Consider the following 19,163-nt stretch of genomic DNA (forward strand, 5'->3'; position numbering starts at 1 on the left):
GGGGTTGGAGAAGGTCGCCGCCCGGTTGCTGGCGGATCTGGATCCGGATGGGGTGGCCCCCGATGAGCGGGAGGCCCGCCACGACGAGGTGCGGTTGGTCTCGCGCCGTGACGGGACGCTGTGGATGACCGCGGTGATCGCCGACGCCGTCGGGGCGGAGATCCTCCGGGAGGGGTTCGACGCCGGGTCGACCCCCGCCGGGCCGGACGACGACCGGACCCTGGCCCAACGCCGGGCCGCGGCGTTGGTGGAGGCCTTCACGCCCCCACCCTGGATCGACCCCGAACGACAACGAAGACCCGGCAGACGACCCCGCATTCCCACCTGAACACGGGGATGCTCCGATCTCCGAAGCATCCCCGACCGGTGCGACGCTCCCGCGCACCGATCGACAAGAGCGCCGTCCTCAGCTGAGCGCCGCGAGCCGGTTATCGACGTGCGCTGACTCGGCTCGAGGATTCGCGTTCGTCCGTGTCGTGCCCCGAACCGCCACGGTCGGTCTTGCGATCCGACTCGTTGTGGTCGGACTCGTTGTGGTCGGACTCGTTGCGGTCGGAGAGGGCGCGCTCGGATCGGTTGTCCGCCGAATCGTCGCGGTTCGAGTCGGGGCGGTCGGAGTCGGGGCGGTCGGAGTCGGGGCGGTCGGAGTCGCGACGGGCCGAGTCGCGACGGGCCGAGTCGCGACGGTCGGAGTCACCGCGGTCCGACGCGCTGGGCTCCGACCCGTCGCGGTCCGACCCGTCGCGGTCCGACCCGTCGGGCTCGTACCGGTCGCGCTCCGCGCTGCGGTCGGACTCCGCGCTGCGGTCGGACTCCGCGCTGCGGTCGGACTCCGCGCTGCGGTCGGACTCCGCGCTGCGGTCGGACTCCGCGCTGCGGTCGGACTCCTCGCCGCGGTCGGGCTGCGCGGTGCGGTCGGGCTGCGCGGTGCGGTCGGGCTGCGCGGTGCGGTCGGGCTGCGCGGTGCGGTCGGGCTGCGCGGTGCGGTCGGGCTGCGCGCCGTCGTCGGACACCGACCGGTCCTCGGACGCGTCGTGATCCGACGTCGCGTCCAGCGACGCGTCCCGCTCGGCGGCGCGTACCCACCGAGCGATGTCCCGGGACGACACGTCCCGCGACGGCTCGGCCTCGCGCCACTCCGACGGACCGGACACCTGCTCCTCGGTCTCCGACGAGTCGGTCGACCGGTCCTCCGCCGTGGAGGTGTCAGGGCTCGCCCGCTCCGGGGCCGCGGGGGCCCGGCCGTGCTCGAGGGTCCACGCCCGGAACCGCACCGTGCTGGGCTGCGCGAGGACCGCGTCCCGGTGGAGGCCGACCTTCAGGTAGCTCTGCTGGCCCGGATAGAGGGTGCCGCCGCTCGGGTGCTCGTCGTCCACGACGGAACGGCCGTCCCGCCAGACACTGACGCCGGCCTTGTCGGGGTCGGCGGAGAAGCGCACCCGCACCCGCAGCTCGCTCCACTCGCCGACCGGCGCCGGTCCGAGGGCGCGGGAGAAGGTGCGCGGGCCCGAAGGGTGGCCCTCGCCGCCGTGCAGGACGAGCTCGCCGTCGCTCACCCGCAGGTCGAGGGGCCCCTGCCCCGGTCCGTCGTTCTCCCACCGGGCGATGACCTGACGGGTCCCGGGGATCGCGGGGAAGGCGCCGTCGAGCCGGACCGCGACGGTCACGTCGTGCTGGTCGCCCTCGTGCACGGCGGGAAGGTCGGGCTCGAGCTCGCTGCGCTGTCCGCGGCCGTTCAGGTGGAACGCCACCTCGCCGCCGTCCACGCTCGGCCGGGCGGCGCCCACCGTGTTCCACGGTGTGCGTAGGAAGGCGGCCGGCCCGTCGGGGCGCCACACCGTCGGCGCGGGAGGCTCCGCCACCGGCGACGGTTCGACGGCCGGCGCGGCGACGGCCTCGGAGGGCGTGCGGGTGCTCTCGGCCGGCACGGGGGACACCGGGGGACCGCCGCCCTGTGCCCCGGGCGACCCGCCGGGGCGGGCCTGCGGCTGGTCCTCCGGGGCGTCCCGCGACCACGGCCCCGTCGTGCCGGCGACCGCGATCCCGCCGGCCAGGGCGCCGACGGCGACGGCGGAGATCGCGCGGTTCCGCACCACGCCCGGTGGCCGACGGTGCGATCGACTGCCGGCCGCGGGCAGCTCCGGCCGGGTGCCGGCACCGGTGTCGCGATGGCGTCCCATGATCGTGCCGTCGGCCCCCCGGATGCTCGTGCGCAGTCATCAGGAGCGTTGCCGGGAGGCCGTCGAGGAAACGCCCTACCGGCGAGCTTGCTGCCCGCGACCCAGCGGATTGCGCCGCCTGCGCCGCGACATCGGGCGGGGGTTTAGCAGGGAGCTCCGGCAGGCAACACGGCCCCGCCACGCGGTGGACACCCCGGCCGCGCCGGATGCAGCACGGCCGCTGGAGGTGACGTCGGTGTCACGTGGACGACGGATCGGGCAGGGCGGGTCGGGCCTCACCACGGCGCTCGGGGTGTTCAGCCTCGCGCTGGGGTCCGCACAGGTGATCAGCCCGGGCGGGCTCTCGCGGGTGATCGGCGTGCAGGGCAGCAGCCCGGTCGTGCAGACGGCCCAGCGCGTGCTCGGCGTGCGGGAGATCGTCCAGGGCACCGGCATCCTGGCCTCCTCGCAGCCCCGCGGCTGGGTGTGGAGCCGCGTGGCCGGCGACGTCCTCGACGTCGGACTCTTCCTGGCCGCGGCCCGGGCCACGGGCCACGACCGCCGCCGCATCGCGATCACCCTCGCCGCGCTGACCGGTGTCGGCGCCGCCGACCTCGTCGCGGCCCTGCAGCAGAGCGGCGGGGGCCAGACCGACACCGGCCTCTCCGCCCGCGCGTCGATCACCGTCAACAAGGCCCCCGACGAGGTGTACCGGCAGTGGCGCGACCTCGAGCGCCTGCCCGAGTTCATGGCGCACCTGCGTTCGGTGCAGGCCGCCACGGACGGGCGCTCGCACTGGGTCGCCGAGGGCCCGGCGGGCCGGACCGTGGAGTGGGACGCGGAGATCGTCGAGGACCGGCCCGGCGAGCAGGTCTCCTGGCGCTCGGTCCCCGGTGCGGACGTCGACAACCACGGCTCGGTCCGGTTCACCACCGCGCCCGGCGGGCGCGGTACCGAGGTCCACGTCGAGCTGCGCTACCGGCCGCCCGGGGGGCCGTCGCCACGCTGCTCGGCGAGGAGCCGAACCAGCAGCTGCGTGACGACCTGCGCCGTTTCAAGCAGGTCCTCGAGATCGGCGAGGTCGTCCGTTCCGAGGGCAGCCCCACCGGCCAGAGCACCCGCCAGCAGGTCGCCCAGCGGCCGGCCCAGCCGCAACGATAGGAGACCGGACGATGCGAGCGACCTGTTGGACCGGCAAGCACTCGGTGTCGGTGGAGACCGTCCCCGACCCGCAGATCCTCAACAGCCGCGACGCGATCGTGAAGATCACGTCGACGGCGATCTGCGGGTCGGACCTGCACCTCTACAACGGCTTCATCCCGACCATGCGCAAGGGCGACATCCTCGGCCACGAGTTCATGGGCGAGGTCGTCGAGGTCGGGAAGGGCGTGCGGGACCTGGCCGTCGACGACCGGGTGGTCATCCCGTTCCCCATCGCCTGCGGTGTGTGCGGGGCGTGCGAGCGCGGACTCACCGCCTCGTGCGAGAACTCCAACCCCAACGCCGGCATCGCCGAGAAGCTCATGGGCCACTCGCCCGCGGCGCTGTTCGGCTACTCCCACATGCTCGGCGGCTATCCCGGCGGCCAGGCCGAGTACGCGCGCGTACCGTTCGCCGACTTCGGGGCACTCAAGGTCGAGTCGGACCTGTCGGACGAGAAGGTCCTGTTCCTGTCCGACATCTTCCCCACCGGCTACATGGGCGCCGACATGGCCGAGGTGGCGTACGGCGACGTCGTCGCGGTCTGGGGCGCGGGCCCGGTCGGGCAGTTCGCCGTCGCGAGCGCGTTCCTGCTCGGCGCCGAGCGGGTCGTCGTCATCGACCGGTTCGACGACCGCCTCGAGCTGGCGCGTCGGCACACCGGCGCCGAGACGCTGAACTACGAGCGGGTCTCCGTGCCCGAGGCGCTGAAGGAGATGACCGGGGGCCGCGGACCGGACAAGTGCATCGACGCCGTGGGCATGGAGGGCCACCACGCCAACCCCGCGCTGCACGCCTACGACCGCGCCAAGCAGGCCACGATGCTCGAGACCGAACGCCCGCACGCGCTGCGCGAGGCCGTCATGACCTGCGCCAACGGCGGCATCGTCTCGGTCATCGGCGTCTACGGCGGGTTCACCGACAAGTTCCCGATGGGCGCGTTCATGAACCGGTACCTGACGATGCGCGCGGGTCAGTGCCACGTGCACCGCTACATGCCGAAGCTCCTCGACCACATCCGCCACGGGGACATCGACCCGAGCTTCGTCATCACCCACCGCATGTCGCTCGAGGACGCCGCCGAGGGCTACCGCAAGTTCGTGGAGAAGGAGGACGACTGCGAGAAGGTCGTGCTCACGCCCTGAGCGACGCTCAGACCCGTGGCGGTGACTCGACCACCGGCAGGCCGACGGCCTGGGCGAGACCGAGCATGCCCAGCAGCTCGGCGCAGTCCTCGACCCCGGTCGAGCGCGACGCGATGACCCGCGCGGCCATGAGCTGCTCGTGACGGTGCGACTCCACCGCCGACTCGTGGGCGTCGGTGACCCGGTTCGTGGGGCGTCCGGTGACGGGGTGGCGCGGGGACGGGTCGGGCATGACGGCTCCCTGGGGGTGGCGAGCACCGGCGTGGATCGCGCCGAGGAGCGCGCATCCCTTCCGTGGGTCCCAGAGGCGACATCCGGGGCTCTGCCCCGGGCCGGGTCGTCCGGGACGTTACTCCGTCCCCGGTCGGTACGCCGCCGGCCGGGTGGGCTCACTCCGCACGACGAGCAGCGCCACGTCGTCGCGGAGCCGGCCGCCCTGGAACTCGGAGACCGCGGCGAGGACGCCGTCGGCGATCCGGTCGGCCGACGCGCCGGCGAGGGACGCGAGCAGGTCCGCGAGCCGGTCGTCGCCGAACCAGCCCTCGGGTCCGCGGGCCTCGACCACACCGTCGGTGTAGAGCAGCAGCGCGTCGCCGGGCGCGAGCCGCACCTCGGTCTCGGCGAGGTCGACGTCGGGGAAGACCCCGACGAGCCGGCCGGGCACGTCGACCCACTCGACGCGGTCGCCGCGCAGGACGAGTCCCGGCGGGTGACCCCCGTTGACGAGCCTGATGGTGGCGCCCTCCGGGTGCACCGTCATCGCCGCGTGGGCCAGCGTCGCGAAGCGGCTGCGGGCGCCGCCGTGGTGACGCAGCACGGCGGCGTTGACGCGCCGCACCACCTCTGCCGGCGCGAGCCCGTGGCCCACCTCGGCGTGCACGGTGTGCCGGATGAGCGCGGTGAGGGCGGCCGCCTCGGGTCCCTTGCCGCAGACGTCGGCCACGGTGAGCGCCCACCGCCCGCGCTCGGCGTCCTCGTGCACGTCGTAGAGGTCACCGCCGACGTAGACGTCGGCGAGGTCCGGGCTCGGCGGGCGATAGCGCCCGGCGCAGGCGACGCCCGGGACCATGGGCAGCGCGTGCGGCAGCAGCGCGTTCTGCAGCGTGCGGGCGATCAGTCGCTGCTGCTCGTAGAGCGCGGCGTTGTCGAGGGCCAGGGCGGCGGTGGCGGCGAGCTGGCCGACGAAGGTCAGGTCCTCGTCGACGAAGTGCTCGCCGGACTCGGCCTGCACCAGCGTCAACGCCCCGAGGCTGCGCCCGCGCACCAGCAGCGGCACCACGATCGCCGAGCGCATCCCGATCGCCCGGATGAGCTCGAGGTGGGTCTCGTCGACGGCGTTCTCGACGAGCAGCTCGTCGGGCACCTCGTGCATCACGACCGGCACCCCGGTGCGGGCCACCTCGACCGCACCGCCCGGGGCGTCCGGATTCGGCGGGTAGCGCTGCTCGAGCCGCTCGACGAACTCCACCTTCGCCGGGTCGAGGTGCGCCACGGTGACCTTCTCGACGCGGGACCCGCGCACGAGGTGCACCGCGGACCAGTCGGCGACGCCCTTGACGGCGAGGTCCGCGAGCTGGCGCAGGCGTTCCTCCACCGACAGCGGCGCCTCCATGAGCCGGCTGGCCTGCGCCAGGAACGCCATGCGGTCGCGTTCGCGCTCGGCCGCCGCGCGCGCCTGGTGCTCGGCGGTGTACAGGCGGGCGCGGTCGAGGGCCTGGGCGCACAGCGCGGCGACGGCGACGAGGAACTCGCGGTCGTCGGGGTCGAACGCGCGGGGCCGGTGGAACCTGAAGACGACGGCGCCAAGGTCGCGGTCGTCGACGCGCAGCGGCAGGCAGGCGCAGGCCTCGTGACCCTCGGACACGCCGACCGGCGCCATCTCCGGGTACCGCGCCCGCCACTGCGCGGCGTCCTCCAACCACACGGGCTCGCCGGTGAGGACCGCGTCCGACATCGGCCGTCCGCGGCGCAGCGGCACCCGCGCGTACCGGTCGGCGGTGCGCCCGGGCACGCCGTTGTGGTGCAGCACCTCGAGGACGTCGGAGCCCTCGCCGCGGCGGTAGGCGGCGCACGCGTCCGCGCCGATCAGCGCCGCGGCCGTCGTGGCCGTCAGGCGGCCGATCTCCTCCGGGGTGGCGGCGGAGGAGAGCTGCTCGGTGAGCTGCTGGAAGCCCGCGGCCCGGGCACGGTCCCGGTCGTCCTCGGCGCGCAGCAGGAGCCCTGCGTCGCCCAGCGGGGAGCACCGGACGCCGGCGGCCCCGATCGGCTCGCCGGTGCGGCGGGCGGTGTCGAGGGCGTCGAGGAGCTCCGGCACCACGGTGCCGCGCAGGGGCCGCCCGACCGCGACCGCGCTGCCCAGGAGCGGCGCTCCGCGCGGGTCGAGCGCCTCGACGACGTGATCGGCGCCGGAGGTGACGGCGACGGCGCCGGGAACCACGTCCAGTAGCTCCCGGGCGGCGACGTGCACTCCAGGGAGTCTAGGCGCCGCGTGACACGCCGCACACCTCGCCTCGGATCGTGACCGGCCGTGGTCACGAGGCTGCGACGGCCCGGGGCACCTCCCGGCCGCGCAGTGACGCGCCGCGCGTCTCCGGGGTGAAGCGCAGGGCGATCATCCCGACCACGAACGCGACCATCATCGTGTAGGCGGGGACGAGGTTGCTCCCGGTGACCGTGATCAGCCCCTCGTTGATCGCGGGCGCGGTGCCGCCGAAGAGGGCGGTGGCCACGTTGTAGGACGTCGCGAACCCCGCGTAGCGCACGTGGGTGGGGAACATCGCGGGGAACATCGCCGAGATCGTCCCCAGCTGCAGCACGTAGACCAGGCCGAGCACGGCGAAGCCGATGATCGCGCCCACGAAACCCTGCGCCATCAGCAGGTACATCGGGACGACCAGGACGAACAGGCCCACCAACGACACCCACCACACCGGCTTGCGACCCACCCGGTCCGACGCGAGCCCCGCCAGCGGCAGGAACACGATCATCGCCGCCTGCCCGACGGCGATCAGCACGTCGGTGGACACCGAGCCCATGCCCAGCGTCTCCTGCAGGTAGGTCGGCGTGTAGGCCAGCAGCGTGTAGTTCGCGACGTTGAGCGCGATCGTCAGGCCGCCGAGCGCCAGCAGCGGTCGGCGGTACTCGCGCAGCAGGGTCCGCAGGCCGGCGCCCGCGCTGCTCTCGAGCCCGTCGGAGGCCTCGAGCTCGCGGAAGACGGGGGTGTCCTGCAGGCGCCGGCGCAGGTAGAGGCCGACGAGCCCGAGCGGGGCGGACACGAGGAACGGGATGCGCCAGCCCCACTCCGCCATGGCCTCGCTGCCGACGACCTGCTCGGTGAGCGCGACGACGACGATGGCCAGCGTGAACCCGGAGATCGTGCCGACCTCGAGGAAGCTGCCGTAGAAGCCGCGGCGCCGGTCCGGGGCGTACTCGGCCATGAAGGTGGCCGCCCCGCCGTACTCGCCCCCGGTGGAGAACCCCTGCACCATGCGCAGCAGCACCAGCAGGATCGGGGCGAGCACGCCCACCGACGCAGCGGTGGGCAGCAGACCGATGCCGACGGTCGCCGCCGTCACCAGGAAGATCGTCAGAGTGAGGACGAAGCGGCGCCCCCGCCGGTCGCCGACGGCGCCCCAGAAGACGCCGCCCAGGGGTCGCAGCACGAACGACACCGCGAACACGAGCAGCGCCGAGAGGGTCTGGTACTCGCCGGGGAAGAAGTTCGCCCCGATCTCGGTGGCGACGTAGGCGTAGACGCCGTAGTCGAACCACTCGGCCGCGTTGCCGATGGCCGAGGCGCCGATGGCCCGGCGCAGCACCTTCGGCGGCGGTCCTCCGTCCGGGGTCGACGCGGGAGGGGCGTCCTGCGGCTCGGACACGACGGCCCCCGGTGTCTCGGCGACGAGCGGTCGCCGCTAGCTGCCCGAACGCGCCGCCGGAAAATCTTGCGGTCACCTGTCGATCCGGGCGTCCCCCCGTTCGACCCGGGGGTGAGAGGGTCCGGACGAGGACCCTGACGAGGCAGGGAGACGACGATGAAGTACATGCTGATCATGCGGGCCACCGACGAGGGCTGGGCGTCGCTCGAGAACGCCGACATGGACGAGATGCTCGAGACGATGGGCCGGTTCAACGACGAGCTGATCCGCGCCGGCGTGCTGCTCGCCGCCGAGGGGCTGGAGGACGCGGCCGAGACGGTGGTCGTGGACCACTCCTCCGAGCCACCCGTGGTCACCGACGGCCCCTACGGGGAGACCCACGAGCTCTTCGGCGGCTTCTACATCCTCAACGTCTCCTCCAAGGAGGAGGCCGTCGAGTGGGCCAAGCGGATGCCCGGGCAGGGCAAGGGCTTCAAGACCGAGATCCGCCGCGTCCCCTCGATCGACGAGTTCCCGCAGGACAACGAGTACGTCCAACGGGAGCGGGCGTGGCGCGAGGCCACCGGCCAGCTCTGAGCCGGGTCCGCTCTCCCGATGGCCGAGCACACCGGCCGTGAGGCCGTCGCCGCCGTGTGGCGGATCGACTCCGCGCGCATCGTCGGCGCCCTCGCGCGCTACACCGGCGACTTCGCCCTGGCCGAGGACCTCGCTCAGGAGGCGCTGGCCGAGGCCCTCGTGAGCTGGCCGCGCGACGGGGTGCCCCACAACCCGGCGGGCTGGCTGCTCACCACGGGGCGGCGGCGCGCCATCGACGCCTTCCGCCGGCGTTCCGCCCTCGACGACCGGTACGCCGCCCTCGCCCGGGACCTGGGCGAGGGCGGCGTGGTCACCGGCGCGATCACCGGCGCGGACCCGCGCGAGGAGGCGGGCGACGTGCTCTGGGACCCGGACCAGATCGACGACGACGTCCTCGCGCTGATCTTCACCTCGTGCCATCCGGTGCTCTCCCGCGAGGCGCGCGTGGCGCTCACGCTGCGGGTGGTGGGCGGGCTGACTAGCGACGAGATCGCCCGGGCGTTCCTCGTCCCCACCGCCACCGTGCAGGCGCGGATCACCCGGGCGAAGAAGACGCTCGCGGCGGCCCGGGTGCCGTTCGAGGTGCCACCGGCCGCTGACCGGGCCGAGCGTCTCGGCACGGTGCTCAGCGTGGTCTACCTGGTCTTCACCGAGGGGTCGTCGGCCACGTCCGGCGACCGGCTGCTGCGCCTCGACCTCGCGGCCGAGGCGCAGCGGCTCGCGCGCGTGCTGGCGCGGTTGGTGCCCGACGAGCCCGAGGTGCACGCGCTGGTGGCGCTCCTCGAGCTCACCGCGGCGCGCTTCCCCGCCCGCACCGGGCCCGACGGCGGGCCGGTCCTGCTCGAGCACCAGGACCGGCGCCGCTGGGACCGGGCGGCCATCGGGCGGGGACGCGCCGCGCTGGCCCGGGCCGAGCGGGCGGGCCGGGGTCTCGGCCCCTACGGCCTGCAGGCGGCGATCGCTGAGTGCCACGCGGTCGCCGCCTCGGTCGACGACACCGACTGGTCGCGCATCGTCGTGCTCTACGAGGCGCTCGGCCGGCTCGCCCCGTCGCCCGTCGTCGACCTCAACCGGGCGGTGGCCGTGGCGATGGCCGACGGCCCGGCGGCCGCGCTGGAGATCGTCGACGGGCTCGCCGACGCCCTGGCCGGCTCGCACCTGCTGCCGAGCGTGCGCGGCGAGCTCCTCGCGCGTCTCGGTCGTCCCGACGAGGCGCGCGAGGAGTTCGCGCGCGCCGTCGAGCGCTGCGCCAACGTCCGCGAGCGGGCCCTGCTCGAGGGCAAGATCGCGGCCCTGGGGTGATCAGGCGAAGTCGAGCAGCGGCTCGCGGTGCGCGGGCGGGTAGGGCGCCGGGCCCTGCCGGCGCGCGCGGGCCTCGAGCAGCGCGGTGTACTGCTCGCGGGGCGTCGGGCCGTGGTGGGCGTAGGCCTCGGCCGGGGTGGACACCACCGGCAGGACCGGCGGGGTGCCCCGCAGCACCGGCTCCACCACCGGCACCGTTCGCGGCGAGGCGGCGCGGAGCAGGGCCAGCTGCACGGCGGTGCTGCGTGCCACGACGCGGATCGCCGGGCGGGTCAGCGCGACGGCGAGGGCGTCGACGACCCGGGGCTGCGGCGTCCCGCCGAGACGGCGCATCCACCGGGGCAGGGTCGCGATCACCGCGCGGCGCGTCACCGCGGTGAACAGCCTCCGCAGCGGCGCGGGCAGCTCGGGCGGCAGCACGATCGTGTCGGCGTCGAGCAGGAAGTCCATCATGCTCTGCGCGCTCTCCGAGGCGATGAGCCGCGGGCGGTAGGCCTCGAAGTACGCGCGGACGCCGTCGCGGGAGCGGGGGACGTCGGCGGGGTCGATCGTCTGGAACTCGGCGGCCCGCGCGCACTCGGCCCAGTACTGCTCCTCCTCGACGGCGGTGAGCTTGCCCGGGCCGAAGACCTCGTAGGTGTAGAGGATCGAGTGCCACGCCGTGAGGTGGATCCACAGCTGCGAGTCGGGGTCGTTGGCGTCGTACTGCCGGCCGGTCACCGGGTCGACGCCGATCGCCCGCGCGTGAATCTTCATCAGGGTGTCCGCGGCCGCGAGTACGGACGCGGTGTCCCCGAACTTGATCGTCGCGAAGTACTGCATCGTGCGGTCGTAGCGCAGCCGCGGACGGGCCTTGACCTGTCCGGACTGCTCGACCGACGCGAGCAGGAACGGGTCGAGCTCCTCGATCACCACGGCCCGCAGGAAGCCGAGCGCGAGCGAGGTCGGGTACGACCACACCTTCCACGTGACGGACTCGGGCCCGAAGAACCCGTAGTCGGCGTGCTGCGCGTCCTTGCGCATCGACCGCACGACACCCATGCGGAGCTCCCCTCCGGTCAGCAGTGCGACGGAAGGTAACAGTTACCGCAGGTATGGGATACCTCGTGTCCGGTCAATCGCCGGGGAACCACCGCGACGGGTGATCCGGACGCGGATCAGGCGCGGCGGGGTGGCCCGCCGTCCCGCTCGCGCACGGCGATCGGGGCCCCGGCGAGGTCCTCCTCGTTGCACAGGATCGTCAGATCGAAGTACGGCGAGCCCTGGGTCTCGTCGTGGTCGAGGTGGACGGCGATGACGTCGGGCGCCTCACCGAGCCACTGCTCCACCTCGCGCAGCCAGGTCGCCGCACGCTCGAGGGCGCTGGGGAGGTCGTCGTCGAGGAACTGCACCGGCCGGTAGGGCACGCCGAGGATCTGGTCCCGGCCGCCCGGGCGGGGCAGGGCCGTCGCGACGCCGAGGTCGTCGAGCTCCAGGGGTGTCACACGCTCACTCACGCCGATGAGCTTCCAACCCCGGGTTCCGGGCCCGCAAGCGGACCCGCCGTCAGGGGTTCGGGAGGGGGAGGGGCGGCCGCGTTCCGGGAGGCGTTCCTGAGGGAGCGGTCAGGGGGTCCGCGACGTCGTGGCCAGTCCGACACCGAGGCCGACCATCGTCACGCCGCCGGCGGCACCGAGGGCGGCGAGGCGGCGGGGTGAGCGGGCGAACCACGCCCGGGCGGTGCCGGCGGACAGGGCCCAGACGCTGTCGAGCACCAGGCCGAGGGTGACGACGACCAGGCCGAGGGTGAGGATCTGGGCGCCGACCGCGCCGCCGGGGTCGGCGAACTGCGGCAGGAAGGCGACGAAGAAGAGCGCGCTCTTCGGGTTGAGGGCCCCGACGACGACGCCGTCGACGATGCAGCGCCGCCATCCGGGCAGGGCCTCGGGGCCCGGGGCCGCCAGCACGGCGGCGGCACGGTGGCGACGGCGGATCGCCGTGACCCCCAGGATCACCAGGTAGGCCGCGCCGGCGAGCTTGACGACGGTGAAGGCGACCGCCGACCGCTCGAGCACCGCGCCCAGGCCCACGGCCACGCCGACGACCTGCAGCCCGATCCCCGCCGTGTTGCCGATGACGGAGCACAGGGCCCGGCGGCGGCCCGCGATCAGCGCTCGCCCGATCGCGAAGACGACGCTGGGCCCGGGGACCGCGATGAACACCACCGCGGCGACGAAGAACGCGACGAGACGCTCGGACACGCGCGCAGCGTCTCCTCGCCGGCTCCGGGTGTCGAGCGGATTGCGTCAGGAGACCCGCGGACGTCCCCCACCCCCGTGACCGGCGACACCGCCGCCCCGGGGTCCCGCTCGGATGGGCGGGGGACCCCGGGGTGTTGATCCTGGTGCCGGGCCGCGACCACACCGGGCCGCGACCGGCACGTCCGGACGACGAGGTCCGGGAAGGAGGCGTCGTGCATCGCCACCCGAATCACGAGAGCCCAGTCCTGATCACCGGCGCGGCCCTCTCCCCCGCGGAGGAGTTCGCGGCCCGCCGGCGCCGCTACTCCCTGATCATGTCGATGCGCATCCCCTGCCTGGTCGCCGCCGGCGTCCTGGCCCTCGGGTTCGGCTGGACGATCGCCGCGGCCGTGCTCGTGGTCGTGTCCGTGCCGCTGCCGTGGATGGCGGTGCTCATCGCCAACGACGCCCCGCCGCGCAAGGCGGAGAACATCGCCAGGATGGGCGGCGACCGCGTCGTCGAGGCACGCCCGGTCCGCGCTCTCGAGCCGGCGGTCGTCATCGACGCACCGTCCGACCGAACGGCCTGACGCGTGGCCGGCGAGGGCACGGGCACGTGGGCGCAGATGCTCGCCCCGCAGCACCGCGGCGCGGTCGCGGTGCTCGCGGGCGGCACGCTCATGTTCGCGATCGACACCTACGTCACCGCGAGCCTGCTGCCCTCGGCGGTCGCCGAGATCGGCGGCCAGGCGTTCTACGCCTGGCCCACCACCCTCTTCCTGCTCGCCGCCGTCGTGGCGTCGTCGCTGACCAGCCGGGTGCTGGCGACCGTCCCGGCGGCGCGGGCGTACCTCGTCGCGCTCGCCGTGTTCGCCGCCGGCGCGCTCGTCGGCGCCCTCGCCCCGTCGATGGCCGTGTTCCTCCTGGGGCGCGCCGTCCAGGGCGCCGGTGGGGGCCTGCTCGCCGGCATGGGCTACGCCCTCATCCGCATCGCGCTGCCCCGGACGCTCTGGACCCGCGGCAGCGCCCTGATCGCCGCGATGTGGGGGGTCGCGCTGATCGTCGGCCCCGGGCTGGGCGGGCTGCTGGCCGCGGCCGGGCAGTGGCGCTGGGCGTTCGGCGCGCTGGTGGTCGGGAGCCTCGTGATCGGCGCCCTCGTGCCGGTGGCCCTGCACCGCGCCCGGTCGGACACCTCGCCCGGGCCGTTCCCGCTCGGCTCGGTCCTGCTCGTCGGCGCCGCGGCCGCCGTCCTCAGCGTCGCCGGACTCGCCGGCGACGTGCTCGTCGCGGGCGCGGGCCTGCTCGTCGCCCTGGCGCTGCTCGTCGGTTTCGTCGTCCACGAGCGCCGCACGCGCGCCGCCGTGCTCCCGCGCGCGACCTTCCGCCGCGGGTCGCCGCTGCGCTGGGTCTACGGCCTGAGCGCCGTGCTCGTCGGCGTGTCGGGGCTGGAGGCGTTCGTGCCGCTGGTCGGGCAGCAGGTCGCGGGCCTCTCGCCGGTGCTCGCCGGCTTCCTCGGTGTCGCGCTGGGCGCGGGCTGGGTGGCCGGGGAGATGGTCAGTGCCTCGGCGCACCGACCGCGGTGGCGGGTGCTCGCCGGGCCGGGGCTGCTCGCGGGCGGCACCGTGCTCGTCGCCGTCACGCTGGTCGCCCTCGACGGCCCCGCCGCCACGGTGCTGTGGGCCGTCGGCCTCGTGGCGGGCGGCCTCGGGATCGGGACGGCCTGGCCGCACCTGGCCGCGTCGGCCATCGGCGGCGCCGAGACCGGCGAGGGCGCCCCCGGCGACGACGCCCCTGACGAGGGCGAGGCCGACAAGGCCTCCGCCGCGGTGACGACGGTGCAGATGCTCGCGGTGTCGGTGGGCACCGCGCTGGGCGGGGTCGGCCTCGCCCTCGGCGGGACCGACCCCCTGGCCTCGGCGCGCTGGCTGTTCGCGGTGTTCGCGGTCGTCGCCGTCGTCGGTGCGCTCGCGGCCCGGCCGGCGGCGCGCGGGGTGCCGACGCGGGCCTGAGCTACTTCGTCCCCCAGACGACGAGCAGTTCGCACGGTCCGGTGAAGCCGTCCGCGTCCTCGTACCGCTGCAGCTCCGTGAGGATCTCGTCCCACGCCTCCTCCCTCTCCGACGGGGTGAGGCCGGCCAGCATCTGGTGCAACGCCCCGAACGACTCGCGCTCGAAGCGCACGCAGTCCGCCGCGGTCGACAGCCGCAGGGGCGCCGGCACGGCCTGCGCGCCGACGTCCCGGAAGCCCGCGAGGCGGAACGCCTCCTCGGCGATCCCCGGTGCGCCGAGCGTGAACGGACCGGGCTGCCCCGGCGCGGGCGCGGGGAGCTGGGCGCGGCGGCGGATGACCGACACCGGCACCGCGAAGAACGCGTTGCGGTCGGCGGTCGAGTACACGACGGCGGCGGCCCGGCCGCCGGCGCGCAGGGCCCGGTACTGCCCCGCGAGGGCGGTCGCCCGGTCGGGCAGGTAGATCAGCCCGAGCCGCGAGATCACCGCGTCGTACGCGGCCTCCTCGACGTCGAGGCGCTCGCCGTCGACCTCGCGGGTGGTCACGGTGCCGAGTCCGGCCGCGCGCGCGGCCGCCGCGGCGTGCTCCAGGATGGCCGGCGCGATGTCGGTCGCCAGCACCGATCCGGTCGGGCCGACGCGACGGGCGGCGGCGAGGCTCTGGCCGCCGGCGCCGGCGGCGACGTCGAGGACGGCGCTCCCGGTGGTGACGCGGGCGCGGTCGAGCATGAGGTCCGTGGCCTCGCCCAGCCACGTCTCGAGCGTCGGACCCCAGGCGTGCCACGCCGCGGCGGCGTCCTGCCACTGCGCACGTGTGGTCGTCTTGTACATCACGGGGTCGAAGGTGGTGGTCATCGGGTCCTCCCGCCTCGGGTTCGCTCTCCGGCAGAGAAGGCGCCAGATCGGGACGCGCACCCGCCAGGTCGCGGCACGCGGTTCCGCGCGACGGGGTGCTGCGGCACGATCCGGGCGCATGGCCTTCGTGGGCCGGACCCGAGCGCTGGGCCGTCTGTCCGCCGTGCTGGACGAGGCGGCGCACGGGCGCGCGCGCCTCGTGCTGGTCACGGGTGAGGCCGGGATCGGCAAGACCTCGCTTGTCGCCGAGGCGGTCTCGCGCCTCGGGTGGTCCACGGGCTGGGGGACGTGCGCCGACGCCGATCGCCGCCCGGCGTTCTGGCCCTGGACCGCGGCGCTGCGCGGGCTCGTGGCCGACGATCCGGACGCGGTCGCGGACCTCGCCGGCGCCGACGCCGACGAGCTCGCCCGGCTGGTGCCCGAGCTCGGGGAGGGCACGCACGACACGGCGCCCGAGGACGCCGGTCCCGCCCGGCTGCGGCTCTTCGACGCCGTCGCCGGCTTCCTCGAGCGGTGGGCGCGCCGGCATCCGTCGATGCTGGTGCTCGACGACCTGCAGTGGGCGGACACCTCGTCCCTGGCGTTGCTCGGGCACCTCGCGCGCCCACACCGGCCCGTGCCCCTCGTGGTCGTCGGCTGCTACCGCGACGACGAGCTCGGTGACGCGGTGGCGCGGGCGCTGGGCGACCTCGCGGGGTCGGCCGAGCCGGTGGCGCTCCGGGGTCTCGGCGCGGAGGAGGTCGACGCCCTCTTCCGGGCGGTCGCCGGTGATGCCGCCGCCGACCGGTGGGCCGCCGACGTCCACCGCCGCACCGCGGGCCACCCCTTCCTCGTGCGTCAGCTCGGCGCGGCGCTGGCCGAGGCGCCCGACGCCGCGCCGAGCCTGCCCGTGGCGGTCCGGGGGCTCGTGCTGCGCCGGGCCGCGCGGCTGTCACCGCCCTGCCGGGTCCTGGTCGACGTGGCCGCCGTGGCGGGCGGCGACCTCGTCCCCGACGTGCTCGGCGACGTGTGCGGGCGGACGCCGGCGGAGGTGACGGCGCTGGTCGAGGAGGGCGTCGCCGGCGGTGTGCTCGCCCGCCACGGCGAGCGGACGGTCCTCGCCCACGACCTCGTCCGCGAGGCGGTGATCGATGCGCTGACCCCGCAGCGTCGCCTCGCCCTGCACGGGCGTCTCGCCGATGCCCTGGAGCGGCGGGTCGGCGCGGGCGCGGCGGTGGTGCCCGCGGACCTCGCCCGCCACACCGCGGCCGCGGTCCCGGTGGAGGGCGGCGCGCGGGCGATGCGTTGGGCCCGCACGGCGGCCCGCGCCGACCGTGCACGGTTGGCCTTCTCCGAGGCCGGCGACCACCTCGCCCGGGCCCGCCACGCGGTGGAGGCCGCCGGGCCGGGCGGGATGGGCGGCGAGCTCGTCGATCTGCTGGCGGAGGAGGCCGACGCGCGGGCGCGGTCCGGGGCGCTCGAGGCCGCCCGCGCGTTGCTCGAGGACGCCGCGGCCCGGGCCCGCGCCCTGGACGACGCCGAGCGCCTGGCCCGCGTGGCCCTCGGCGTGCAGCGGCTGGGATCGCGCTTCGCCATGCCGCGCGACGCGGTCGTCACGACCCTCACGTCCGCCCGCGCGGCGCTCGCGGGCCGGGGCACGGCGCTGGAGGCCCGCCTGGTCGCGGCCCTCGCCCGCGAGCTGCGCCACTCGGTGCCCGCCCATCGGGCCGCGGCGCGCCCGCTGTCCGAGGAGGCCATCGCCCTCGCCCGCGCGGTCGGCGACGACGAGACCCTCGCCGACTGCCTGCTCGCCCGCCACGACGTGCTCTGGTCCCCGGGTCGCGGCGCCGAGCGTCTCGCGATCGTCCGCGAGCTCGCCGAGGTGACTGGCCACGATCCCGAACGACGGGCGGAGGCCCTGCTGCTGGCGGCCAACGCCGAGCTGGAGACGGGGTCGCCCGCGTTCCGGGCATCGGCGTCGGCCTACCTCGAGGCCACCGACCGGCTCGCCCAGCCACGTCACGGCTACCTCGCCCTGACCCGCCGGGCGGCGCTCGCGCTGGTCGACGGGCGCCTCGGCGACGCGGCGGCGCTGATCGACGCATCGGTGCGCGCGGGCGAGCGCATCGCCGAGCCGGACGTCGGCAACGTGCGGATGTCCCAGCTCCTCGGCCTGGTCCGCGCCCGGGGCGATCCGGGGGAGCTGCGGGCGACCGCCGCCGAGGCCGTGCGGTGGTGGGTCGGGGTCCCCGCGCACGCCCATGCCGTCGCCGCCGGGCTGCTGGCCCTGGCCGGCGAGCCCGACGACCTCGCCGCCGCCCGCCGCGAGCTCGACACCGTCCTCGCCCTCGGCACCTGGCGCGAGGACCGGTCGTACCTGTGGTCGGTGTTCGTCGGGGCCCTCGCCACGGCCTCGGCGCGCCTCGCCGACCGCGCGACGGCGGCGGACCTGCTCACCGAGATCGCCCCGCTCGCGGACTCGTGCGGCGTCAACGGTGCCCTCGTGTGCTTCGTCGGCAGTCACGCGCACGCGGCGGGCGTGCTCGCGGCGTGCCTGGGCCGCGAGGGTGAGGCGCGCGCGTGGCTGGGCGCGGCCCTCGAGGTCCACCGCCGGCTCGGGGCGCGGGCGTGGGAGGCGGAGAGCGCCCTCGAACTCGCGCTGCTCGACGGTGATGCGGACTCCCCGCACGCCTGGCGCGCGGCGGAGCTCGCGGCCGAGCTGGGCCTGCGCGGCGTCGCCCGGCGGCTCGCGACCGTGGGACCGCAGGAGCCCGACGCCGAGCTGCGGCGCGAGGGTGAATCGTGGCGGGTGCGCTGGCACGACCGGTCGGCGTCGCTGCACCACCGCAAGGGGCTGGCCGACCTCGCCGCCCTCCTGGCCCGACCGGGTGCCGACGTGCACGTCCTCGCGCTTGCCGGGGCGGGGGTGAACGCCCCGGACACCGGGCCCCTGCTCGACCCCGCCGCGCGCACGGCCTACCGCGCGCGGCTCGGCGAGCTCGACGCCGAGCTGGAGGCCGCCCGCGAGGTCCACGACCTCGCGCGCGAGGCGCGCCTCGACCACGAGCGCGACCGCCTGCTGGCCGAGCTGCGGCGCGCGGCCGGGCTCGGCGGGCGGGTCCGGTCGTCGGGCTCGGGCACTGCCGAGCGCGCCCGCAAGTCCGTGAGCGCCCGGCTCCGTGACGCGATCCGTTGCATCGAGGCGGTGCTCCCCGAGCTCGGCGCGCACCTCGACCGTTCCGTCGTCACGGGCACGACCTGCCGCTACGACCCCGTCGAGCCGCTGCGCTGGCGCGTCGACGCCCGCGGAGCTAGCGCAGGATCTCGACCAGCAGCGCCCAGGCGTTGACCAGGCCCCCGATCAGCGCGAACGCGACCGCGAGGGGCAGCCAGTACAACCCGCCGAGCGTGCCCGTGAGCAGGCCGATCCCGGCGAGGGCGGGGGCGAAGGCCAGGACCGCGGCCGGGACGAGGCTGGTGCCCACCCACGACACGACCGGCTGCTCGGGGGCGCGGTTCGCGGGCCGGCTCAGCCACGCCAGGGACGGGCCGGCCACGCCCGCGACGACGAACAGCTCGACCGCCAGCGCCGCCGCCGGCTGCGCGGGGACGAGCAGGGCCAGCGACACGAAGACCGGCGTCGCCAGGAGGATCAGGGACTCGGCGGCCCGGCCGGCGATCGCCCGGTGGGCGAGGACGGCCTGGATGTTGATCGAGACGGCCACGAACAGCAGGCCGGCGAGCGCCGCCGCGGCGCCCGCCATGCCGGCCGCGAAGTCGGACCACGGCGCCGCGTCGTAGGCGGCGTCCACAGCGGGGCCGACGGCGGCGCCCACGCGG

17 protein-coding genes and 1 pseudogene are annotated in these 19,163 nt (G+C 75.6%); 8 read left to right on the forward strand and 10 right to left on the reverse strand.

Features of this window, described 5'->3' with window-relative positions; translation table 11 throughout:
* Positions 1-328: DUF222 domain-containing protein (locus tag C8D89_RS27120; protein WP_116711265.1), on the forward strand; the 328-nt coding region annotated here is incomplete at its 5' end.
* A gap of 100 nt (positions 329-428) precedes the next feature.
* Here C8D89_RS27120 and C8D89_RS27125 read toward each other — a convergent pair.
* Both C8D89_RS27125 and C8D89_RS30600 read right to left on the reverse strand, forming a co-directional pair.
* Positions 429-2,096, reverse strand: a complete 1,668-nt coding sequence (locus tag C8D89_RS27125; RefSeq protein WP_165825964.1) for a heparin lyase I family protein — start codon at positions 2,094-2,096, stop codon at positions 429-431.
* 322 nt (positions 2,097-2,418) lie between these two features.
* Entirely contained in the window at positions 2,419-2,916 is a 498-nt protein-coding gene (locus C8D89_RS30600) for a hypothetical protein (protein ID WP_243418421.1), read from the reverse strand.
* On the opposite strand from C8D89_RS30600, the pseudogene C8D89_RS31265 reads away from it, so the two are divergent.
* Positions 2,866-3,096 (forward strand): annotated as a pseudogene (locus C8D89_RS31265) (SRPBCC family protein); the annotation flags it as partial. The gene C8D89_RS30600 and the pseudogene C8D89_RS31265 overlap by 51 nt on opposite strands.
* Before the next feature lie 235 nt (positions 3,097-3,331).
* Positions 3,332-4,504 carry a zinc-dependent alcohol dehydrogenase gene (locus C8D89_RS27135; RefSeq protein WP_116711267.1) on the forward strand — a complete coding sequence of 391 codons (1,173 nt, stop codon included), beginning with the start codon at positions 3,332-3,334 and terminating at the stop codon, positions 4,502-4,504.
* Between the two features lie 7 nt (positions 4,505-4,511).
* Here C8D89_RS27135 and C8D89_RS27140 read toward each other — a convergent pair whose 3' ends face one another.
* The 3 genes from C8D89_RS27140 to C8D89_RS27150 all read right to left on the reverse strand — a co-directional run bounded on the left by C8D89_RS27140 (position 4,512) and on the right by C8D89_RS27150 (position 8,382).
* The gene (locus C8D89_RS27140) at positions 4,512-4,736 is read right to left on the reverse strand and encodes a hypothetical protein (protein WP_116711268.1); all 225 of its coding nucleotides are present in this window, start codon (positions 4,734-4,736) and stop codon (positions 4,512-4,514) included.
* Between the two features lie 117 nt (positions 4,737-4,853).
* Positions 4,854-6,971 (reverse strand): SpoIIE family protein phosphatase, encoded by a 2,118-nt coding sequence (locus tag C8D89_RS27145; RefSeq protein ID WP_116711269.1) that lies wholly within the window; start codon positions 6,969-6,971, stop codon positions 4,854-4,856.
* A 64-nt stretch (positions 6,972-7,035) separates the two neighbouring features.
* Complete coding sequence (locus tag C8D89_RS27150; protein ID WP_116711270.1) at positions 7,036-8,382, reverse strand: MFS transporter; 1,347 nt, start codon at positions 8,380-8,382, stop codon at positions 7,036-7,038.
* 156 nt (positions 8,383-8,538) lie between these two features.
* Between C8D89_RS27150 and C8D89_RS27155 the strand changes: the two genes are divergently transcribed.
* Together C8D89_RS27155 and C8D89_RS27160 are read left to right on the forward strand one after the other, a co-directional pair.
* Entirely contained in the window at positions 8,539-8,958 is a 420-nt protein-coding gene (locus C8D89_RS27155) for a YciI family protein (protein WP_116711271.1), read from the forward strand.
* A gap of 18 nt (positions 8,959-8,976) precedes the next feature.
* On the forward strand, positions 8,977-10,260 hold the full coding sequence (locus tag C8D89_RS27160; protein WP_116711272.1) for an RNA polymerase sigma factor: 1,284 nt from the start codon (positions 8,977-8,979) through the stop codon (positions 10,258-10,260).
* On the opposite strand, the gene C8D89_RS27165 is transcribed toward C8D89_RS27160, so the two are convergent.
* The 3 genes from C8D89_RS27165 to C8D89_RS27175 form a co-directional block, all read right to left on the reverse strand.
* Positions 10,261-11,301 carry an oxygenase MpaB family protein gene (locus C8D89_RS27165; RefSeq protein ID WP_243418422.1) on the reverse strand — a complete coding sequence of 347 codons (1,041 nt, stop codon included), beginning with the start codon at positions 11,299-11,301 and terminating at the stop codon, positions 10,261-10,263.
* A 116-nt stretch (positions 11,302-11,417) separates the two neighbouring features.
* The gene (locus C8D89_RS27170; protein WP_116711273.1) at positions 11,418-11,756 is read right to left on the reverse strand and encodes a hypothetical protein; all 339 of its coding nucleotides are present in this window, start codon (positions 11,754-11,756) and stop codon (positions 11,418-11,420) included.
* A 108-nt stretch (positions 11,757-11,864) separates the two neighbouring features.
* Entirely contained in the window at positions 11,865-12,500 is a 636-nt protein-coding gene (locus tag C8D89_RS27175) for a LysE family translocator (RefSeq protein ID WP_116711274.1), read from the reverse strand.
* A gap of 212 nt (positions 12,501-12,712) precedes the next feature.
* On the opposite strand from C8D89_RS27175, the gene C8D89_RS27180 reads away from it, so the two are divergent.
* Both C8D89_RS27180 and C8D89_RS27185 read left to right on the forward strand, forming a co-directional pair.
* Positions 12,713-13,069 carry a DUF3099 domain-containing protein gene (locus tag C8D89_RS27180; protein ID WP_116711300.1) on the forward strand — a complete coding sequence of 119 codons (357 nt, stop codon included), beginning with the start codon at positions 12,713-12,715 and terminating at the stop codon, positions 13,067-13,069.
* Between the two features lie 3 nt (positions 13,070-13,072).
* Positions 13,073-14,488 carry an MFS transporter gene (locus C8D89_RS27185; RefSeq protein ID WP_207787460.1) on the forward strand — a complete coding sequence of 472 codons (1,416 nt, stop codon included), beginning with the start codon at positions 13,073-13,075 and terminating at the stop codon, positions 14,486-14,488.
* Position 14,489: 1 nt separating this feature from the next.
* Here the strand turns inward: C8D89_RS27185 and C8D89_RS27190 are convergent, their stop codons facing one another.
* Complete coding sequence (locus tag C8D89_RS27190; RefSeq protein WP_116711275.1) at positions 14,490-15,344, reverse strand: class I SAM-dependent methyltransferase; 855 nt, start codon at positions 15,342-15,344, stop codon at positions 14,490-14,492.
* Positions 15,345-15,462: 118 nt separating this feature from the next.
* Between C8D89_RS27190 and C8D89_RS27195 the strand changes: the two genes are divergently transcribed.
* On the forward strand, positions 15,463-18,672 hold the full coding sequence (locus tag C8D89_RS27195) for an ATP-binding protein (protein ID WP_116711276.1): 3,210 nt from the start codon (positions 15,463-15,465) through the stop codon (positions 18,670-18,672).
* On the opposite strand, the gene C8D89_RS27200 is transcribed toward C8D89_RS27195, so the two are convergent.
* Positions 18,635-19,159: a hypothetical protein gene (locus C8D89_RS27200; protein WP_243418423.1), complete on the reverse strand. Its 525-nt coding sequence runs from the start codon at positions 19,157-19,159 to the stop codon at positions 18,635-18,637. The two genes, C8D89_RS27195 and C8D89_RS27200, sit on opposite strands and share 38 nt — an antisense overlap.
* Positions 19,160-19,163 lie beyond the last annotated feature (4 nt).

It is taken from the genome of Actinomycetospora cinnamomea (assembly GCF_003096675.1).
In the GTDB taxonomy this organism is placed as follows: Bacteria; Actinomycetota; Actinomycetes; order Mycobacteriales; family Pseudonocardiaceae; genus Actinomycetospora; species Actinomycetospora cinnamomea.

What these genes read in the sequence shown, in the direction of transcription:
- C8D89_RS27155 (WP_116711271.1), top strand. Translation starts at nt 8,539, where the DNA reads ATGAAGTACATGCTGATCATGCGGGCCACCGACGAGGGCTGGGCGTCG.
- C8D89_RS27195 (WP_116711276.1), top strand. Translation starts at nt 15,463, where the DNA reads ATGGCCTTCGTGGGCCGGACCCGAGCGCTGGGCCGTCTGTCCGCCGTG.
- C8D89_RS27190 (WP_116711275.1), bottom strand. Translation starts at nt 15,344, where the DNA reads ATGACCACCACCTTCGACCCCGTGATGTACAAGACGACCACACGTGCG.
- C8D89_RS27135 (WP_116711267.1), top strand. Translation starts at nt 3,332, where the DNA reads ATGCGAGCGACCTGTTGGACCGGCAAGCACTCGGTGTCGGTGGAGACC.
- C8D89_RS27165 (WP_243418422.1), bottom strand. Translation starts at nt 11,301, where the DNA reads ATGGGTGTCGTGCGGTCGATGCGCAAGGACGCGCAGCACGCCGACTAC.
- C8D89_RS27140 (WP_116711268.1), bottom strand. Translation starts at nt 4,736, where the DNA reads ATGCCCGACCCGTCCCCGCGCCACCCCGTCACCGGACGCCCCACGAAC.
- C8D89_RS27160 (WP_116711272.1), top strand. Translation starts at nt 8,977, where the DNA reads ATGGCCGAGCACACCGGCCGTGAGGCCGTCGCCGCCGTGTGGCGGATC.